General features: G+C 65.9%; 23 protein-coding genes and 1 tRNA gene. 17 read left to right on the forward strand and 7 right to left on the reverse strand.

Annotated features, from left to right (window positions below; genetic code table 11):
• Positions 1-2 precede the first annotated feature (2 nt).
• From rplE to IE209_RS09245, 16 genes are all read left to right on the forward strand, one after another.
• On the forward strand, positions 3-542 hold the full coding sequence (gene rplE / locus IE209_RS09170; protein ID WP_189686646.1) for a 50S ribosomal protein L5: 540 nt from the start codon (positions 3-5) through the stop codon (positions 540-542).
• 10 nt (positions 543-552) lie between these two features.
• A complete protein-coding gene (gene rpsN, locus IE209_RS09175; RefSeq protein ID WP_189686647.1) occupies positions 553-858 on the forward strand; it encodes a 30S ribosomal protein S14 in 306 nt (101 codons plus the stop codon).
• An 18-nt stretch (positions 859-876) separates the two neighbouring features.
• Positions 877-1272: a 30S ribosomal protein S8 gene (rpsH, locus tag IE209_RS09180; protein ID WP_145548759.1), complete on the forward strand. Its 396-nt coding sequence runs from the start codon at positions 877-879 to the stop codon at positions 1270-1272.
• A gap of 24 nt (positions 1273-1296) precedes the next feature.
• Positions 1297-1830: a 50S ribosomal protein L6 gene (gene rplF, locus IE209_RS09185; protein ID WP_189686648.1), complete on the forward strand. Its 534-nt coding sequence runs from the start codon at positions 1297-1299 to the stop codon at positions 1828-1830.
• Positions 1831-1841: 11 nt separating this feature from the next.
• Positions 1842-2207 (forward strand): 50S ribosomal protein L18, encoded by a 366-nt coding sequence (rplR, locus tag IE209_RS09190; protein ID WP_145548757.1) that lies wholly within the window; start codon positions 1842-1844, stop codon positions 2205-2207.
• 17 nt (positions 2208-2224) lie between these two features.
• Entirely contained in the window at positions 2225-2749 is a 525-nt protein-coding gene (gene rpsE / locus IE209_RS09195; protein ID WP_145548756.1) for a 30S ribosomal protein S5, read from the forward strand.
• A gap of 14 nt (positions 2750-2763) precedes the next feature.
• On the forward strand, positions 2764-2946 hold the full coding sequence (gene rpmD / locus IE209_RS09200; RefSeq protein WP_145548755.1) for a 50S ribosomal protein L30: 183 nt from the start codon (positions 2764-2766) through the stop codon (positions 2944-2946).
• Between the two features lie 11 nt (positions 2947-2957).
• Complete coding sequence (rplO, locus tag IE209_RS09205) at positions 2958-3389, forward strand: 50S ribosomal protein L15 (RefSeq protein ID WP_145548754.1); 432 nt, start codon at positions 2958-2960, stop codon at positions 3387-3389.
• Positions 3390-3418: 29 nt separating this feature from the next.
• The gene (gene secY / locus IE209_RS09210) at positions 3419-4738 is read left to right on the forward strand and encodes a preprotein translocase subunit SecY (RefSeq protein ID WP_189686649.1); all 1320 of its coding nucleotides are present in this window, start codon (positions 3419-3421) and stop codon (positions 4736-4738) included.
• Positions 4739-4889: 151 nt separating this feature from the next.
• On the forward strand, positions 4890-5003 hold the full coding sequence (rpmJ, locus tag IE209_RS09215; protein WP_006297867.1) for a 50S ribosomal protein L36: 114 nt from the start codon (positions 4890-4892) through the stop codon (positions 5001-5003).
• Positions 5004-5023: 20 nt separating this feature from the next.
• Complete coding sequence (gene rpsM, locus IE209_RS09220; protein ID WP_189686650.1) at positions 5024-5389, forward strand: 30S ribosomal protein S13; 366 nt, start codon at positions 5024-5026, stop codon at positions 5387-5389.
• Between the two features lie 18 nt (positions 5390-5407).
• Positions 5408-5812, forward strand: a complete 405-nt coding sequence (rpsK, locus tag IE209_RS09225) for a 30S ribosomal protein S11 (protein WP_056671764.1) — start codon at positions 5408-5410, stop codon at positions 5810-5812.
• Positions 5813-5909: 97 nt separating this feature from the next.
• Positions 5910-6533 carry a 30S ribosomal protein S4 gene (gene rpsD, locus IE209_RS09230; protein WP_189686651.1) on the forward strand — a complete coding sequence of 208 codons (624 nt, stop codon included), beginning with the start codon at positions 5910-5912 and terminating at the stop codon, positions 6531-6533.
• A gap of 108 nt (positions 6534-6641) precedes the next feature.
• Entirely contained in the window at positions 6642-7631 is a 990-nt protein-coding gene (locus tag IE209_RS09235; RefSeq protein WP_056671768.1) for a DNA-directed RNA polymerase subunit alpha, read from the forward strand.
• Positions 7632-7704: 73 nt separating this feature from the next.
• Positions 7705-8106: a 50S ribosomal protein L17 gene (gene rplQ / locus IE209_RS09240; RefSeq protein ID WP_145548750.1), complete on the forward strand. Its 402-nt coding sequence runs from the start codon at positions 7705-7707 to the stop codon at positions 8104-8106.
• Between the two features lie 25 nt (positions 8107-8131).
• Positions 8132-8208: transfer RNA gene (locus tag IE209_RS09245), tRNA-Met, on the forward strand.
• A 279-nt stretch (positions 8209-8487) separates the two neighbouring features.
• On the opposite strand, the gene IE209_RS09250 is transcribed toward IE209_RS09245, so the two are convergent.
• The 7 genes from IE209_RS09250 to IE209_RS09280 all read right to left on the reverse strand — a co-directional run bounded on the left by IE209_RS09250 (position 8488) and on the right by IE209_RS09280 (position 15983).
• Positions 8488-9954, reverse strand: a complete 1467-nt coding sequence (locus IE209_RS09250; protein ID WP_189686652.1) for a M81 family metallopeptidase — start codon at positions 9952-9954, stop codon at positions 8488-8490.
• Positions 9951-11222, reverse strand: coding sequence for a Zn-dependent hydrolase (locus tag IE209_RS09255; RefSeq protein WP_189686653.1), 1272 nt, complete (start codon positions 11220-11222; stop codon positions 9951-9953). The genes IE209_RS09250 and IE209_RS09255 overlap by 4 nt, the downstream gene beginning before the upstream one ends.
• An 83-nt stretch (positions 11223-11305) precedes the next feature.
• Positions 11306-12043, reverse strand: coding sequence for an ABC transporter ATP-binding protein (locus tag IE209_RS09260; RefSeq protein ID WP_189686654.1), 738 nt, complete (start codon positions 12041-12043; stop codon positions 11306-11308).
• Complete coding sequence (locus IE209_RS09265) at positions 12040-12819, reverse strand: ABC transporter ATP-binding protein (RefSeq protein WP_189686655.1); 780 nt, start codon at positions 12817-12819, stop codon at positions 12040-12042. The genes IE209_RS09260 and IE209_RS09265 overlap by 4 nt, the downstream gene beginning before the upstream one ends.
• The gene (locus IE209_RS09270) at positions 12816-13808 is read right to left on the reverse strand and encodes a branched-chain amino acid ABC transporter permease (protein WP_189686656.1); all 993 of its coding nucleotides are present in this window, start codon (positions 13806-13808) and stop codon (positions 12816-12818) included. The genes IE209_RS09265 and IE209_RS09270 overlap by 4 nt, the downstream gene beginning before the upstream one ends.
• A 5-nt stretch (positions 13809-13813) precedes the next feature.
• Positions 13814-14674: a branched-chain amino acid ABC transporter permease gene (locus IE209_RS09275; protein ID WP_189686657.1), complete on the reverse strand. Its 861-nt coding sequence runs from the start codon at positions 14672-14674 to the stop codon at positions 13814-13816.
• Between the two features lie 103 nt (positions 14675-14777).
• Entirely contained in the window at positions 14778-15983 is a 1206-nt protein-coding gene (locus IE209_RS09280) for an ABC transporter substrate-binding protein (RefSeq protein WP_189686658.1), read from the reverse strand.
• A 222-nt stretch (positions 15984-16205) separates the two neighbouring features.
• Between IE209_RS09280 and IE209_RS09285 the strand changes: the two genes are divergently transcribed.
• Positions 16206-17048, forward strand: coding sequence for a FadR/GntR family transcriptional regulator (locus IE209_RS09285; protein ID WP_189686659.1), 843 nt, complete (start codon positions 16206-16208; stop codon positions 17046-17048).
• The last annotated feature ends 6 nt before the right edge of the window (positions 17049-17054 follow it).

Genomic DNA, 17054 nt, shown 5'->3' on the forward strand with positions numbered 1-17054 from the left:
CCATGGCACGACTGCAAGAACAGTACCGCGACAAGATCGCTCCCGAGCTGACCGCCAAGTTCGGCTACAAGTCGCCGATGCAGGTCCCGCGCCTGACCAAGATCACGCTGAACATGGGCGTGAGCGAGGCCGTCGCCGACAAGAAGATCATGGACAACGCCGTTGGCGACCTGACCAAGATCGCCGGCCAGAAGCCCGTCGTGACCAAGGCCAAGAAGGCCATCGCCGGCTTCAAGATCCGTGAAGGCCAGGCCATCGGCTGCATGGTCACGCTGCGTGGCGTGAAGATGTACGAATTCCTGGACCGCTTCGTCACCGTGGCCCTGCCGCGCGTGCGCGACTTCCGCGGTATCAGCGGCCGTGCCTTCGATGGCCGCGGCAACTACAACATCGGGGTCAAGGAACAGATCATCTTCCCCGAGATCGAGTACGACAAGGTCGACGCCCTGCGCGGCCTGAACATCAGCATCACCACGACGGCCAAGACCGACGAAGAGTGCAAGGCACTGCTCGCCGGCTTCAAATTCCCGTTCAAGAACTGAGGACAGATCCATGGCCAAAAAAGCTTTGATCGAACGCGAACTGAAGCGGGAACGTCTGGTTGCCAAGTTCGCAGCCAAGCATGCCGAGCTGAAGGGCATCGCCAACAGCGCCAAGCACAGCGAAGAAGAGCGCGACGCCGCCCGTCTGGCGCTGCAGAAGCTGCCGCGCAACGCCAACCCCACGCGCCAGCGCAACCGCTGCGAAATCACGGGCCGTCCGCGTGGCACCTTCCGTCAATTCGGTCTCGGCCGCGCCAAGATCCGCGAAATGGCTTTCGCGGGCGACATCCCCGGCGTGACCAAGGCCAGCTGGTAAGCAGGCAGGAGTTTCGAAATGAGCATGAGTGATCCGATCGCCGACCTGCTGACCCGCATCCGCAACGCGCAGATGGTGTCCAAGACCACGGTGTCGCTGCCTTCTTCCAAAGTGAAGATCGCCATCGCCCAGGTCCTGAAGGACGAGGGCTACATCGACGGTTTCCGCGTCGTCCAGGACGGCAACAAGTCCGAGCTGGAAATCGCGCTGAAGTACTACGCCGGCCGTCCGGTGATCGAGCGCATCGAGCGCGTGAGCCGTCCCGGCCTGCGCGTCTACAAGGGCCGCGACGCCATTCCCCAGGTCCAGAACGGCCTGGGCGTGGCCATCGTGACGACGCCCAAGGGCGTCATGACCGACCGCAAGGCGCGCGCATCCGGTGTGGGTGGCGAAGTCCTTTGCTACGTCGCCTAAAACCGGCAGCAGGAGAAAGAGCAAATGTCTCGAGTAGGTAAAGCGCCGGTGTCCATTCCTGCGGGCGTGGACGTGGCGGTCAAGGACGACCAGATCAGCGTCAAGGGTTCGGGCGGTCAGCTGTCGCTGGCCCAGAACCGTCTGGTCACGGTCAAGAGCGAAGGCGGCAAGCTGAGCTTCACGCCCATCGACGAATCGCGCGAAGCCAATGCCATGAGCGGCACCATGCGCCAGCTGGTGAACAACATGGTGGTCGGCGTCAGCAAGGGCTTCGAGAAAAAGCTGACCCTGATCGGCGTGGGCTACAAGGCCACCGCACAGGGCGCCAAGCTGAACCTGGCCGTCGGCTATTCGCACCCCGTCAATGTGGACATGCCCGCCGGCATCACGGTGGCCACGCCCGCTCCCACGGAAATCGTGATCAAGGGTGCCGACCGCCAGCGCGTCGGCCAGATCGCCGCCGAGATTCGTGCCATCCGTCCGCCCGAGCCCTACAAGGGCAAGGGCATCCGCTACGCGGACGAGAAGGTCACGATCAAGGAAACGAAGAAGAAGTAAGGGGCAGCATGATGTTGACCAAGAAAGAACAACGTCTGCGCCGCGCGCGTCAGACCCGTATCCGGATCGCCACGCAAGGCGTTGCACGCCTGACCGTGAACCGTACCAACCTGCACATCTACGCCAGCGTCATCTCCGGCGACGGTGCCAAGGTGCTGGCCTCCGCTTCCACGCTGGAAGCCGACGTGCGCAAGGAACTGGGCGCCTCGGGCAAGGGCGGCAATGCCGCCGCTGCCACGGTGATCGGCAAGCGCATCGCCGAGAAGGCCAAGGCCGCCGGCGTCGAGAAGGTCGCCTTCGACCGCTCCGGCTTCGCCTACCACGGCCGCGTCAAGGCCTTGGCCGACGCCGCCCGTGAAGCCGGCTTGCAGTTCTAAAGAGATCGGAATCCATCATGGCAAGAATGCAAGGGAAGATGCAGGGCAAGGCTGAAGGGCCTGAGGACGGCCTGCGCGAGAAGATGATCGCGGTCAACCGCGTGACCAAGGTGGTGAAGGGCGGCCGTATCCTCGGTTTCGCCGCACTGACCGTGGTCGGCGACGGTGACGGCCGCGTCGGTATGGGCAAGGGCAAGTCCAAGGAAGTGCCTGCAGCCGTGCAAAAGGCGATGGACGAAGCCCGTCGCAACATGCTCAAGGTCACGCTGAAGAACGGTACCGTGTTCCACACGGTGCACGGCCACCATGGCGCCGCCCGCGTCATGATGAGCCCGGCCCCCAAGGGTACCGGCATCATCGCCGGCGGCCCGATGCGCGCCGTGTTCGAAGTGCTGGGCATCACCGACGTCGTGGCCAAGAGCCATGGCTCGTCCAACCCGTACAACATGGTGCGTGCAACGCTGGACGCGCTGCGCAACTCCACCACGCCGGGTGAAGTGGCCGCCAAGCGTGGCAAGACGGTCGAAGAGATCTTCGGCTGAGCGAGGGAACAGACATGTCTACCCAACAAACCGTGAAGGTGCAGCTGGTGCGCAGCCCCATTGGCACCAAGGAATCCCACCGTGCCACCGTGCGCGGCCTGGGCCTGCGCAAGCTCAACAGCGTGAGCGAACTGAAGGACTCCCCCGAGGTGCGCGGCATGATCAACAAGATCGCCTACCTGGTGAAGGTCCTGTAAGAGGAACGACGATGGAACTCAACAGCATCCAACCCGCCGCTGGCGCCAAGCATGCCAAGCGCCGTGTCGGCCGCGGCATCGGCTCCGGCCTGGGCAAGACCGCGGGCCGCGGTCACAAGGGCCAGAAGTCGCGCGCTGGTGGCTACCACAAGGTCGGCTTCGAGGGCGGTCAAATGCCCATGCACCGTCGCCTGCCCAAGCGTGGCTTCAAGTCGCACCTGCTGCAATTCAACGCCGAGGTCACCCTCGCTGCGCTGGAGAAGCTGGGCGCGGGCGAAGTCGACGTGCTGACGCTCAAGCAAGCCGGCCTGATCGCCGAGCAGGCCAAGGTCGTCAAGGTCATCAACACGGGCAAGCTGACGCTGGCCGTGAAGCTGACCGGCATCGGCGCCACCGCATCTGCCAAGGCTGCGATCGAAGCAGCCGGCGGCAGCCTGGCCTGATCCACAGGTCGTGAACGAGGATCTGCCTGGTGGCCACTAGTTCGGCAAACATCGCAAAGACGGGCAAGTTCGGCGACCTGCGTCGCCGGCTGGTCTTCTTGCTGCTGGCGCTGGTTGTCTACCGCATCGGGGCGCACATCCCGGTGCCGGGCATCAACCCAGATCAGCTGCGTCAGTTGTTCAGCGGCCAGCAAGGCGGCATCCTGAACCTGTTCAACATGTTCTCGGGCGGAGCGCTGTCGCGCTTCACCGTGTTCGCGTTGGGGATCATGCCGTACATCTCGGCGTCGATCATCATGCAGCTGGCGACCTACGTCGTGCCGACCTTCGAGCAGTTGAAGAAGGAAGGCGAGGCCGGTCGTCGCAAGATCACGCAGTTCACGCGTTATGGCACGCTGGCGCTGGCGCTGTTCCAGTCGCTGTCGATCGCGATCGCGCTGGAAAGCTCGGCTGGCCTGGTGATCTCGCCCGGCTTCGGCTTCCGCATGACGGCGGTCGTGAGCCTGACGGCGGGCACGATGTTCCTGATGTGGCTGGGTGAGCAGATCACCGAGCGTGGTCTGGGCAACGGCATCTCGATCCTGATCTTCGCCGGCATCGCGGCCGGTCTGCCGAGTTCCATCGGCGGCCTGCTGGAGCTGGTGCGCACGGGTGCGATGAGCATCATCGTGGCGCTGATCATCGTGGTCGTCGTGGCCCTGGTCACCTACTTCGTGGTGTTCGTGGAACGTGGTCAGCGCAAGATCCTCGTGAACTATGCGCGGCGCCAGGTCGGCAACAAGGTGTACGGCGGGCAATCGTCCCACCTGCCCCTGAAGCTGAACATGGCCGGTGTGATCCCGCCCATCTTCGCCTCGTCCATCATCCTGCTGCCGGCGACGGTGGTGGGCTGGATGAGCTCGGGTGGCGAGAGCTGGTTCTCCCGTCTGCTGCGCGATGCCGCCGCGACGCTGAGCCCCGGCCAGCCGGTCTACGTGATGTTCTACGCCGCGGCGATCGTGTTCTTCTGCTTCTTCTACACGGCGCTGGTGTTCAACAGCCGTGAGACGGCAGACAACCTGAAGAAGAGCGGCGCGTTTATTCCGGGCATCCGTCCGGGCGAGCAGACCGCACGCTACATCGACAAGATCCTGCTGCGACTGACGTTGGCCGGTGCCATCTACATCACCTTCGTCTGCCTGCTGCCGGAGTTCCTGATCCTGAAGTACAACGTTCCGTTCTACTTCGGAGGCACGTCGCTGCTGATCATCGTGGTCGTCACCATGGACTTCATGGCCCAGGTGCAGAACTACATGATGTCGCAGCAGTACGAGTCCCTGCTCAAGAAGGCGAACTTCAAGGGCGGTTGAAGAAGGATTTCACCGGGAAGGGTCGGACACGCGTCCGCCCCGACTGCGGTGGCAAGGTGACGGTCGAATTGACGCCTTACGACCTGTCGCGAGTGCGGAAGAGGTTCCGCACCAATGGGTTGGCAAGGGCAAACAGTTTTAGGAGAGAGTTATGAGAGTTTCGGCTTCGGTCAAGAAAATCTGCCGCAACTGCAAGATCATCCGCCGCAACGGCGTGGTCCGCGTGATCTGCACCGATCCGCGTCACAAGCAGCGCCAAGGCTGAGCAGGATTTAAGAGGACGTTATGGCACGTATTGCTGGTATCAACATTCCGCCGCATCAGCACGCTGAGATCGGCCTGACCGCGATTTATGGCATCGGCCGCACCCGCGCACGCAAGATCTGCGTCGCTTGCGGCATCGACTTCGCCAAGAAGGTCAAGGATCTGACGGACGGCGACCTGGAAAAGATCCGCGACCAGATCGCCCAGTTCACGATCGAAGGTGACCTGCGCCGCGAGACCACGATGAACATCAAGCGCCTGATGGACATCGGCTGCTACCGCGGTTTCCGTCATCGCCGCGGCCTGCCGATGCGCGGTCAGCGCACGCGCACCAACGCCCGCACCCGCAAGGGTCCGCGCAAGGCCGCCCAGGCCCTGAAGAAGTAAAGAGATTGAGAGATCACCATGGCTAAGCAACCGTCGAACAACGCCGCCCAGCGCGTGCGCAAGAAGGTCCGCAAGAACGTCTCCGACGGTGTTGCGCACGTGCACGCTTCCTTCAACAACACCATCATCACGATCACCGACCGCCAGGGCAACGCCCTGTCGTGGGCATCGTCCGGTGGTCAAGGCTTCAAGGGCTCGCGCAAGTCCACGCCCTTCGCTGCCCAGGTGGCGTCCGAAGTGGCTGGCCGTGCGGCCATGGAGCAGGGCATCAAGAACCTGGACGTCGAGATCAAGGGCCCCGGCCCCGGCCGCGAGTCCTCGGTGCGTGCACTGGGCGCCCTGGGCATCCGCATCACGTCGATCTCCGACGTGACGCCTGTCCCGCACAACGGCTGCCGCCCGCAAAAGCGCCGCCGCATCTGAGCGTTTCTCGCTTCTCTCATAAGCCCACCGCCGTCGGCATCTGACCGACGGCTCCTGCCGCATGCCGCGGCAGCAGTTGATTCAAAGGACACACCAAGTGGCACGCTATCTCGGCCCCAAGGCCAAACTCTCCCGCCGCGAAGGCACCGACCTGTTCCTGAAGAGCGCCCGCCGCTCGATCAGCGACAAGGCCAAGTTCGACTCCAAGCCTGGCCAGCACGGCCGCACCTCGGGTTCGCGCACCAGCGACTACGGCCTGCAGCTGCGCGAGAAGCAGAAGGTCAAGCGCATGTACGGCGTGCTCGAGAAGCAGTTCCGCCGCTACTTCGAGGAAGCCGACCGCCGCCGTGGCAACACCGGCGCCAACCTGCTCACGCTGCTGGAATCGCGCCTGGACAACGTGGTCTACCGCATGGGCTTCGGCTCCACGCGCGCCGAAGCGCGCCAGCTGGTCTCGCACAAGGCCATCACCGTGAACGGCAAGAGCGTGAACATCGCCTCCTACATGGTCAAGGTCGGCGACGTGGTGGCCGTGCGCGAGAAGTCCAAGAAGCAGAACCGCATCGTCGAAGCGCTGCAACTGGCCCAGCAAGTCGGTATCCCGGCCTGGGTGGAAGTCAGCGTGGACAAGGCCGAAGGCACCTTCAAGAAGACGCCGGACCGCGATGAGTTCGGCGCCGACATCAACGAATCGCTGATCGTCGAACTGTATTCGCGCTGATCGGCGCGACGCACCAAGCGATTCATTCCTGGGCCCGCACGCACGCGGGCCTAGGCACTTCACCAGCCTTACCGGTGTAACGAGCTGGGGGTATTGAGAGGAAGCTGCATGCAAACCAATCTGCTGAAACCCAAAGCCATCAATGTGGAGCAACTTGGCCCGAACCGGGCCAAAGTTGCTTTGGAGCCGTTCGAGCGCGGCTACGGTCACACGCTGGGCAACGCGCTGCGCCGAGTCCTGCTGTCCTCGATGGTGGGCTATTCGGCAACCGAAGTCACGATCGCCGGCGTGCTGCACGAGTACTCGTCCATCGACGGTGTCCAGGAGGATGTGGTCAACATCCTGCTGAACCTGAAGGGCGTGGTGTTCAAGCTGCACAACCGCGACGAGGTCACGCTGAGCCTGCGCAAGGACGGCGACGGCGTCGTCACGGCCGCCGACATCCAGACGCCCCACGACGTCGAGATCATCAATCCGGAGCATGTCATCGCCACGCTGTCGCAAGGCGGCAAGCTGGACATGCAGATCAAGGTCGAGAAGGGCCGTGGCTACGTGCCCGGCAGCATGCGCCGCCATGGCGACGAGCAGACCAAGTCGATCGGCCGCATTGTGCTGGACGCATCGTTCTCGCCCGTCAAGCGCGTGAGCTACACGGTCGAAAGCGCCCGCGTCGAGCAGCGCACGGACTTGGACAAGCTGGTCGTCGAGATCGAGACCAACGGTGCCATCACCGCCGAAGACGCCGTGCGCGCCTCGGCCAAGATCCTGGTCGAGCAACTGGCCGTGTTCGCACAGCTAGAAGGCAGCGAGCTGGCGGCATTCGATGCACCGGCACCCCGCGGCAATGCGCAGTTCGATCCGATCCTACTGCGCCCCGTCGACGAACTCGAACTGACCGTGCGTTCGGCCAACTGCCTGAAGGCCGAGAACATCTACTACATCGGCGATCTGATCCAGCGCACTGAAAACGAGCTGCTGAAGACGCCGAACCTGGGCCGCAAGTCCTTGAACGAAATCAAGGAAGTGCTGGCCTCGCGTGGCCTGACCCTGGGCATGAAGCTGGAAAGCTGGCCGCCCGCAGGTCTGGACAAGCGATAATTCCTCCCCCTCAACCTGGTGAACGGGCGGTACCTGGTACGGCCGCCCTGATCGATAACGAAAGGAAATCACCATGCGTCACGGACACGGCCTCCGTAAACTGAACCGCACGAGCGAGCACCGTCTCGCGATGCTGCGCAACATGATGAACTCGCTCATCGAGCACGAAGTCATCAAGACCACCTTGCCCAAGGCCAAGGAACTGCGCCGCGTCGTCGAGCCCATGATCACGCTGGCTAAGGAACCCACGGTGGCGAACCGCCGCCTGGCCTTCGACCGCCTGCGCAACCGCGACAGCGTGGTCAAGCTGTTCAACGACCTGGGCCCGCGCTTCAAGGCACGTCCCGGTGGCTACACGCGCATCCTGAAGATGGGTTTCCGCGTTGGCGACAACGCGCCCATGGCGCTGGTCGAACTCGTGGACCGCCCGGAAGTTTCTGAAGAAGTTTCTTCCACGGAAGAGACGAAGGCGTAAAAATACGCTATACTTGCTGTCTTGCCGCGCGATGGAGCAGTCTGGTAGCTCGTTGGGCTCATAACCCAAAGGTCGGAGGTTCAAATCCTTCTCGCGCAACCAACACAGAGTGCTGAAAAGCACTGACAAAGCCCGCCTTGAGCGGGCTTTGTCATTCCAGCGGTGTCGAATCGTTGCTATGTGATTGCTGGCTCCTCGGGGCAGCGCAGGTCTCTCCGATTCCTCGTTGCGGCACGGTCTTGAAGTCGCGGGAAGTTGAGGACATGCATGCCGCGCCGAGTCTCCTGAATAAGCGGTTCCCTAAGCTCCATCAGATGCGCAGGGCCTGACCAGCGCCACGTTGACGTCAGGCAGCGGCGCGCCAGGCGCCACCGCCCTGCGTCAGAGCGGATCGAATGGAAACACCGGTCGCTGAATGTTGGCGTACGGAAAGCGCCCGAAGTCCGCCGTGGTGACCCCTGCGCTGTCGCACTCGACCAGACCGCCGGACAGCGGCACGAACACCGGCCGGCAGTACATGCGGGACTTGAGCAGCACGTAGCGGGCCTGCGTGGGATCGATGCCGACGCAGGTGAACACCGCCAGGTCCCACGGCTCCTGCGTCTGCTCGGTCACGACGATCTGGGCCGTGCCGATGTCCAGTTGCACCGAGCGGCCCATGTGGAAGCGCTGGCCGCGGTAGATCGGGCCGGTCACCGTGTACCAGCCGTCGCTCACGGCACGCACGGTGCCGCGCAGCATCAACGGCCTGGCCTGGCGGCCAATGTGCTCCAGCGGCACCTTGTTCCCCAGCGCGACCTCGATCTCGGCGCCCACGCCGGCGGCGACGAGCTCGGCCACCGCCTGCGGATCGCAGACGGGGCCGACCGCGATGCCGGTCAGGCCCTGGGCGAGTGCCTCCTGCAGCACGTCCATCGTGTCGCAGGTGCCGCCGGACATGCAGTTGTCGCCGTGGTCGAGCAGCAGGATGGGCTTGTCCTGCCCTTCGGCCATCGCCTTGGCGCGCGCCAGCGAGTCGGCCAGCGCTTCGCTGTCGTAGCGGTAGGCCTCGCGCTGCTGCCAGATGCCGTCGGCCAGGGCATCGACGGCGCGTTGGCCGGCGGTGGCCTCCTGCTGCCGCACGGTCGCCACGACGGACATGCAAGGCGCTGCGATGTCGGCCAATGCAAAGCCGCTGAACACCGTCACGGCCGGCATGCCGGCGCGTTCCAGGTCCCTGGCCGCGTTCACCGCGCTCTGCATCGCGCCGCCCAGCGTGGTGCTGCGCAGCGTATGACTCATCAGCGGCAACTGCTTCCACACCACCTTGTAGCGCGCCTGGCCGTGGAGCATCTCCAGCAGCAGTCGGCCAGCATGCTCGCCCGTTTCGTACATGTCGATGTGGGGGTAGGTCTTGAAGCCCACCATCACGTCCGCGTTGCGCACCATGCGCTCGGTGAGGTTGCCGTGCAGGTCCAGCGCCACGCCGATGGGCACGCCGGGCGCGGCCGCGCGCACGCGCTCGAGCAGCGCGCCCTCGCCGTCGGGCGCGTTCTCGGCCACCATGGCGCCGTGCAGGTCCAGCAGGATGGCGTCGCAGCCGGGCACCGCGTCCAGGATGCGCCGGGTCACTTCCTCGTAAGCGGCCGCATGCACCGGACCGCTGGGGTTGGCTGTTGCCGACACTGGCGTCACCGGTGTGGCGCCGATCGCCTCGACCGCATCGATGAACGCGGCCATGGCCGTGCGCATGCCCTTGTTGGCAGCGTAGGCCTGCGGCCCGAAGGTGGGCGCGAACGCGGCCAGCGGCGTCGGCACCGGCGAGAAGGTGTTGGTCTCGTGGTTGAAGCGCGCGATGAGGATCTTCATGCCTGGATTTCCGCTGCGGCGAGCATGGCCCGCAGCAGCACATTGCAGCCGGCCTCGAGGTGTTCGGGCTCCGCGGATTCGATTTCGTTGTGGCTGATGCCGTCGGCGCAGGGCACGAAGATCATCGCCGTGGGCGCTACGCGCGCCAGGTACACGGCGTCGTGGCCGGCGCCGCTGACCACGTCCATGGCGCTGTAGCCCAGGTCGGTCGCGTGCGCGCGGATGGATTCCACCAGGGGTGGTGCGAAGGGCTGCGGCGGGAAGCTGACCACCTGCTCGATGTCGATGGCGATGCCGCTCTGCTGCGCAAAGCGCTCGCAGACCGCGCGCAGGTCCTGGTCCATGGCCAACAGCTGGACATCGTCCGGCGCGCGCAGGTCCACGCTCATCGTCACCTGGCCTGGGATCACGTTGCGCGAGTTCGGGAACACCTGCAGCGATCCGACCGTGCCGCGGCCGTGCGGTGCGCGCACGGTGGCGATGCGGTTCACCTCGGCGACGAGCCGGGCGGCGACCAGCAGGGCGTCCTTGCGCAACTCCATGGGCGTGGGGCCTGCGTGGGCCTCCATGCCGGTCAGCCGGACGTTGTACCAGCGCTGGCCCAGGGCGGCGGTCACGACACCCACGACCTTGCCATGGTTCTCCAGCACCGGCCCCTGCTCGATGTGCGCCTCGAAGTACGCGCCCACCGTGCCGGCCGCTCCCGTGGGCGCCTGGCCGGCGTAGCCGATGGCCTGCAGGGCCTGCTGGACGGACACGCCTTCGGCATCGGTCTGGGCCAGCGCATGCGCCAGCGTGAACGCGCCCGCGTGCACGCCCGATCCCATCATCACGGGCGTGAACCGGGAGCCTTCCTCGTTGGTCCAGACCGCCACCTCGATCGGGGCGCGCGTCTGCACCCTGGCCGCGTTCAGCGTGCGGATCACCTCCAGGCCGGCCAGCACGCCGTAGTTGCCGTCGAACTTGCCACCGGTCGGCTGTGTGTCGATGTGGCTGCCGGTCATCACGGCCGGGCGGTCGGGGTCGGTGCCGGCGCGGCGCGCGAAGATGTTGCCGATGCCGTCGACCCGCACGCTGCAGCCGGCCTGCTCGGCCCAGCGCACGAACAAATCGCGCCCCTGGCGGTCCAGGTCCGTGAGCGCCAGGCGGCAGACTCCGCCCTTGGGCGTGGCACCGATCGCGGCCAGGTCCATCAGCGACGCCCACAGGCGCCTTCCGTCCACCCGCATTTCCCGGGCGCGTCCTTCGACGCTGGTTGTCACCTGCATGGCTGTCTTCTCTCCTTGGGCCGCTTCGCCCGGGCTGCGTTCGCGCAGGCCGGCCGCGGCATGGTTGCTTGCGTGTTGCGCGGTCACAGGATCCCCACCCCGAGGTAGCGGTCCTTGACCTCGTCGTCGGCCAGGAACGCGGCGTTCGTCGCTTCGTGCACGATCGCGCCCTGTTCGATGATGTAGTGGCGGTCGGCCAGCTGCGTGCAGACCTCCAGGTTCTGTTCGACCAGCAGGATCGCCACGCCGGCGGCCCGGATGACCTTGAGCTGCGCCACGATCTCCTCGACGATGACCGGCGCCAGGCCCTCCACGGGCTCGTCCAGCATCAACAGGCGCGGCGCGTTCATGAGCGCGCGGCCGATGGCGAGCATCTTCTGCTCGCCGCCGGACAGCTGCCCTCCGCCGTTGTTGCGGCGCTCCTTGAGCCGCGGGAAGATGCGGTACACGTCGGCCAGCTGCCACGGCGAGTTCTTGCGCTGGCCGAGCAGCAGGTTCTCCTCGACCGTCAGCAGCTTGAACACCCCGCGGTGCTCGGGCACCAGGCAGATGCCCCGCTTGGCGACCTGGTGGGTCGCCAGCCGGCTGAGCTCTTCGTCGCCGAAGCGCACCCGGCCCTGACTGGGCGGCATGACGCCGGCGATGGTCTTGAGCGTCGTCGTCTTGCCAGCGCCATTGCGGCCCAGCAGCGTGACCAGCTCGCCATCGGCCACCTGCAAGGACACGCCCTGCAGCACGTGGCTCTTGCCGTAGTGGGCGTGGACAGCGTCGACGGCGAGCAGCGGGTGGCGCGGGCGCTGCGAACCGATGCGCGCGGTCATGCCTTGCCCCCGGTGATCATGTTTCCGAGGTAGGCCGCGCGCACCAGCGCATTGCTCCGGATCTCGTCCGGCTTGCCCTCGGCGATCACACGCCCTTGCTGCATCACCGTGATGGTGTCGGAGATGTTCATGACGATGTTCATGTTGTGCTCGATCAGGACCACTGTGTGCTCTTCTTTGAGTCCCTGGATCAGGTCCTTCATCTCGTCCAGGTCGTCGATGCCCATGCCGGAGGTCGGCTCGTCCAGGAAGATGGCCTTGGGCCTGGCGGCCAGCGCCATGCCGACTTCCAGGCGGCGCTGCTGGCCGTGCGAGAGGTTGCTGGATGGCGTGTCGCTCAAGCGCTCCAGGCCGAGCCGCTTCAGCACGCCGTGGACGACCTCGGCGCGGGCACGGCGGCCGAACGGCGGATGCCAGGGGTCGTGCGCGCCCGCCGGCGCGACGCCCTGCGCGGCCAGCCGCAGGTTCTCCCGCACGGTCAGCGTGGGGAACAGGCTGGTGACCTGGAACGAGCGTGCCATGCCGCGCCGCACGCGCCGGTGGTCCGGCTCGTGGGTCACGTCGTGGCCGTCGAAGACGATCTTGCCGCCGCTCACCGTCTTGTTGCCGGTGAGCATGTGGAACAGCGTGGTCTTGCCCGCGCCGTTCGGACCGATCACCGAATGGACGGTGTTGGCCCGGACCTGCAGATCCACACCGCCCAGGGCCACGAACTTGCCGTAGTGCTTCTGGACGCCCCTGGCTTCCAGCAGGATGGGTGCTGCGGCGCTGGTCATGCGCGGCCTCCTTCGGCGCGCGTTGCGGCAGCGGCGGCCGCGTCGCCCTTCTTCGGTCGCACCAGCGCCCAGCCGTCCTCCAGCAAGCCCCACAGGCCGCGCTGCATGCCCAGGCTCACGACCATCAGCACCACGCCCAGCAGCAGCAACCAGCGCGGCCACAGCGTGGACAGCCAGTCGCCGAGCAGCACGTAGAAGGCCGCGCCGAGCACCGAGGCCAGCAGGTTGCCCTTGCCGCCGATGACGGCCATGACGAGGATCATCTCGCTGGTGTGGAACTCGGCGTTCGACAGCGGCGCGATGCCCGTCATCATGGCCTGCAGCGCGCTGGCCAGGCCGGTGACGGCGCCGGAGATCACGAAGGCCTGCAGTTTGAGCAGGCGCAGGTTGTAGCCCACTGCGCCGGCACGCTCCTCGTTGTCGCGCACGGCCAGCAGGGTGCGGCCGAACACCGAATCGCAGATGCGGCGCAGCAGCCAGAACGACAGCAGGAACAGCGCCGCGACGAAGGCGTAGTAGTGCCAGGGCGTGGCCAGCGACCACAGCACCGTGTCGCCCACCTGCAGCGGCGGACGCGGGATGTCGAGCAGACCGTTGTCGCCCCCGGTCAGGTCCGTCGCCGAGTAGGCGACGAAGTAGAACATCTGCGAGAACGCCAGCGTCAGCATGACGAAGTAGGTGCCGCGCTGGCGGATCGAGACCCAGCCGACGATGGCCGCACCGGCCGCGCCGATGGCCACGGCGGCCAGCAGGGCCAGCGGCATGGGCAGCTGCCAGCGGGTCAGCAGGATGCCGATGCAGTAGCTGCCCAGGCCGAAGAAGATGCCTTGGCCGAACGAAAGCAGCCCGGTGTAGCCGAGCAGCAGATTGCAGCCCATGGCGGCCAGCGCGAAGATCAGCACTTCGCTGGCCAGCAGGCCCGACTGCATGGTCAATGGCATGGCCAGCACGATGGCCAGCGCCAGGAGGGTGTGGGAATGCTTGCTCATGGTGTTCAGGCAGGACGGCCCAGCAGGCCGTGGGGACGGAGCAGGAGAACCGCGGCCATGGCCACGTAGATCATGAGCCGGGCGCCCTCGGGCCAGACCGTGCTCATGAGGCTCTGGATGATCCCGATGAGCAGGCCGCCCACCAGCGCACCCGAGAAGCTGCCCATGCCGCCGACCACCACGATCACGAAGGCCACGCCCAGCGCCTCGATGCCCATGAACGGCTCGGCGCCGCGGATCGGCGCGGCCAGCACGCCGGCCAGCGCCGCGGTGGCCGCGCCCAGCGCGAACACCAGGCTGAAGATGCGGTAGACGTTCAGGCCGAGCAGCGAGACCATCTCGGTCGATTCGCTGCCCGCGCGCACGGCGCTGCCCAGCCGCGTGCCCTCCAGCACCCACCACAGCAGCACCGCCAGCGCGGCCGTGAACCCGATCACGAACAGGCGGTACTTGGGGTAGATGAAGCTGCCCCAGATCACGACGCCGTCGAGCAGCTCGGGGACGGCCACGCTGTCGCCCAGCGGCCCCCATTGCAGGATCACGAGCTCCTGCACCACCAGCGCGATGCCCACCGTGACGAGGATGTGGAACTCATGGGCCTTGGCGTAGACGTGGCGCAGCACCAGCTTCTCTGTGAACCAGCCCAGCGCGCCCACGGCCAGCGGTGCCAGCACCAGGGCCGCCCAGAAGCTGACGCCCCAGCGCGTCAGCTGGAAGCAGAAGTAGGCGCCCAGCAGGTAGAAGGCCCCGTGCGCGAAGTTCACGAAGCGCAGCAGGCCGAAGACGATGGACAGACCGACGGCCAGCAGGAAATACAGCATGCCGATGCCGATGCCGTTGATCGTCTGCAAGAGATAGATGCTCATACGGGTGGGTTCACGAAAGCGCGTGGACGACGGGCGCAGACCGCCGGGTCGCCCCGACAGGTCGGCGCGGCGGCAGTGGCCTGCGTGGCGGGAGGTGGGGCGGTCAGCCCAGCGTGCAGCCCGTCTGGTTCACGGGCAGGAAGGACTTGCCGGAACTCAGGACGTCCACGAAGTCGTCCTTGTTGGCCATCTTGGCCTTGGCCTTGCCCTTGAGCAGGTAGTAGTCCTTGATCACCTGGTGGTCGCCCTTGCGCACCTCTTCGTCGCCGGTCAGGCCCTGGTACTTCATGCCTTCGAGCGCGGCCACCACCGCCTTCTGCTCCACGGAGCCCGCCTTGTTGATGGCCTCGATGAGCAGGCGGGTGCAGACGTAGGAGCCGGCCAGCGAGTAGTTCGGGCTGGACTTGAACTTGTCGGCCGTGCGCTTGACCAGTTCGCGGTTGAGCGGGGAGTCGACCGTGTGCCAGTACTGGGCACCGAAGTAGATGCCGTCGCAGGTGTCGGCGCCCAGTGCTTCGAACTGTTCCAGGCCCGAGGCCCAGGCCACCAGGATCGCCATGCGCTTGTTCATGCCGAAGCTGATGGCCTGGCGCAGCGCGTCCGACGACTGGGCGCCGAAGTTCAGCAGCAGCAGCACGTCGGGCTTGGCCGCGATGGCGTTGGTCAGGTAGCCGCTGAACTCCTTCTCGTTCAGCGAGTGGTAGCTGTTGCCGACGTGCTCGACGCCCTTCTCCTTGAAGATGTCCTTGGCCGCCGACAGCAGGCCGTCGCCGAAGACGTACTGCGGCGTGATCGTGTACCAGCGCTTGGCCTTGGGCAGCAGGTCGATCAGCGGGCGCACGGTCTGGCCGATGGCACCGAAGGTCGGCACCGACCAGCGGAAGGTCGCGCTGTTGCAGTCCTTGCCGGTGATCTCGTCCGCACCCGCCGTCGTGATCAGGACGCCGCCGGCCTTCTCTGCCTCCTTGCCCATGGCCAGGGTCTCGGACGACAGGATGCCGCCGGCGAAGAAGCGGATGCCCTGCTGCTGGGCCGACTCCTGCACCTTGCGCACCGCCGTGGCGGGCTTGCCCTCGGTGTCCAGCACCGTGTAGCCCAGGGGGCGGCCGAGCACCTTGCCGTACTGCTCCACGGCCAGGCGCATGCCCAGGTCGGCGAACTTGCCGTTGGCCGCGAACGGGCCGGACATCGGCACCGGGCAACCGAGCTGGATCTGGTCCTTGGCCTGCGCCCAGGCGGTGGACGACAGGCCGAGCGCCGCAGGAACGGCGCCCAGGGCGGGCAGGGAGAGGAAACGTCGACGTTGCATGGGGGTTCCATTCATGGGGCTCAAGGGACCTCGACTCTTTCGCACGAGGCATGCCAGCGGCCTGGACCGCTATGGTCCTATTTATAGGTATAAATAGAACAAATATGATGCGTGCAAACCCTAGGCGGATGGCATGCGCACGAACGCGGTGCACGCCCCGCACCACCTTGAACCCCCGCGGGGCCGGGCATGGCGCCCCTTGACATGTCGGACAATCCATCCATGGCATCACGGCAACCGTCCACCCTGGCGATCAAGCAGCTCAAGCGATCCGATCTGGTCGCCGAGGAGATCAAGCGCTTGATCACCGACCGCAACCTCAAGCCCGGGGACCGCATGCCGCGCGAGAGCGAGCTGCAGGTCCAGTTCGAGGTCAGCAAGGGGACGATCCGCGAGGCGCTCAAGTCGCTCGAGGTGCAGGGCCTGATCACGATCTCCACCGGGCCTTCGGGTGGCGGCACGATCGCGGAGGTTCCGCTCACGCGCACGCTGCAGTTCATGCAGAACTACCTCTTCTTCAAGGAGGTCTCGATCGACGACATCTACAAGGTGCGCATGGCCCTGGAGCCGGAGCTGGCGGCCGGCGCGGTGCCGCACCTGACCGAAGCGGATTTCGACGCGCTCGAGCACAGCATCGCGTGCTGCGACCCGAACCAGGGCCACGAGGACCTGGTGAGCCAGCGGCGCGACGACATGAACTTCCACGACCTGCTGGCCGCCGCCAACCCCAATCCCTTCCTGCGCTTCACCTGCGAGCTGATCAACGAGATGCTGCGCGAACTGACGGTGTTCGGCAACCGCACGCCCCAGGCCGAATCGCGCAGGTTCGGCGAGCGCAACACCGCGTTCCACCGTGAGATCCTGCATGCCGCGCGGGCGCGGGACGCCGACCGCGTGCGCCAGCGGATGGTCGAGCACATGCAGGACGCGGCCAGCAGCGTCAAGCGCCTGAAGGGGCGGCTGCAAGGTCGCTTGATCCTCGATACCGAAACCACGCGTCGCCGCGCCATGGTCACAGCGGCCCGGTCGACGAAGGCCGCGACCGAGCGATCCAGCACCAAGTGAGGCGGC

It is taken from the genome of Pseudorhodoferax aquiterrae (assembly GCF_014652235.1).
Taxonomy (GTDB): Bacteria; Pseudomonadota; Gammaproteobacteria; order Burkholderiales; family Burkholderiaceae_C; genus Pseudorhodoferax; species Pseudorhodoferax aquiterrae.